This window comes from Streptomyces sp. adm13(2018) (assembly GCF_008042145.1).
In the GTDB taxonomy this organism is placed as follows: Bacteria; Actinomycetota; Actinomycetes; order Streptomycetales; family Streptomycetaceae; genus Streptomyces.
Genome location: NZ_RDBH01000316.1, coordinates 1 through 1,307, shown reverse-complemented (window position 1 = coordinate 1,307; position 1,307 = coordinate 1). Strand labels below are relative to the sequence as shown.

The window sequence follows — 1,307 nt, the reverse complement described above, 5'->3', positions numbered from 1 at the left end:
GACCGGGAGGGCCTCGGTCGGGGCCGCGGGGGCCTCGGTCACCGGGAGCGTCTCGGTGGGGGCCGCGTCCGCGCGGGCCCCGGTCACCGGGAGGGCCTCGGCCGGGGCCGCGTCCGCGTGGGCCTCGCTCTTGGTCAGCCGTACGGCGGGCGCGTCGGCGGCGGTCTCCGCCGGCGACGCCGGGGCTTTCCCGTCGGTGGCGTCCGGCCCGTGCGTCGCCTCCGCGGGACCCGCCGGGTCCGTCACATCGGCGGCCGGCGCGGTGCCGGTGGCCGCCGCCGTGGGTGTTTCGGTCGGCGGCTGCGGCGCGGGCAGCGGGAAGTCGCCGTCGGCGTCATGCGTGCCGGTGACGTCCTCCGCGTGCTCGCCCGGCGGGGGCGGCGAGGGTATCCGTGCCGCCTCCGGTGCGCTCGACGGCCGGCTCCACCAGTTCGGCTTCCCGTTCTCCATGCTCTCCCCGCAACCCGCTGACCCGTCCGCGCCCCCCTTGGGCGGGCGTCGCTGTCCCTGGATTCAACCAGGTCGCGGGTCAGCGGTGGGAGCCGAGCGGCGCGGTCGTCGGACCGGGCGCCGGAGCGGGCCCGGGGCCGAGGGCCAGCCGGAGCGCCGGAGCCGTCGGTCGCACGAACGGCGAGAGGGCCAGCAGCGACGGTGTTCCCGGCTCCCGGAACCGTACGGCCACCAGGGGCATCGCCGGGGAGCGCACCGCGTCCGGCGGGACGGCGCCCGCCGGGACCGTGCCGGGGCCGAGCGGCGCCACCGGGCCGTGCCGGAGGGCGGCCGGGACCCCGGGGGTCAGCGGGGCGCCCGGAAGGACGTGCCCGCCGTCGACGGACTGGGCCCCGCGCTCGCCGGAGCGGTTGCCCCGTCCGAGGGCGGTGCCGCCGCCGGGGCCGGTGGCGGTGGTGCGCAGCGGGGTGACGGCCGTGCCGGTGCCCTGGCCGCCGCGCGCACTCGCGTTCACCGAGGCCTCCAGCGGCAGGGTGCCGCCGAGGGCGATGGCCGCGAAGGACACGGCGCTGGCCGCCGCGAAGGCGAAGCGCCGGCCGCGCCAGGAGGATCCGGCGCGGTCGCCGACCTCGTGGATGCGGAAGCCGGTCCCCGGGCCGGGGTGGGCGGGGTGCGGGGTGACGACGGCGGCCGTGGCGAAGCCGTCGGACCGCACGCCGCCCGTCCCGAGGAGTTCTTCGAGGGGGCCGCGCGGTCCGCCGGGTTCACCGGGGCCTCCGGGGCCCCCGGGCAGTCCCTGGAGCGCGCGGTCCGCCGGGTTCACCGGGGCCTCCGGGGCCCCCGGGCAGTCCCTGGAG

General features: G+C 80.6%; 1 protein-coding gene and 1 pseudogene. Both read right to left on the bottom strand.

Annotation, left to right across the window (positions count from 1 at the left end):
* A pseudogene (locus EAO70_RS38410) lies at window positions 1–450 on the bottom strand (protease); the annotation flags it as partial.
* 79 nt (window positions 451–529) lie between these two features.
* Window positions 530–1,307, bottom strand: a 778-nt coding sequence (locus EAO70_RS39905) for a zf-HC2 domain-containing protein (RefSeq protein WP_187284215.1), incomplete at its 5' end; no start/stop codon positions are given.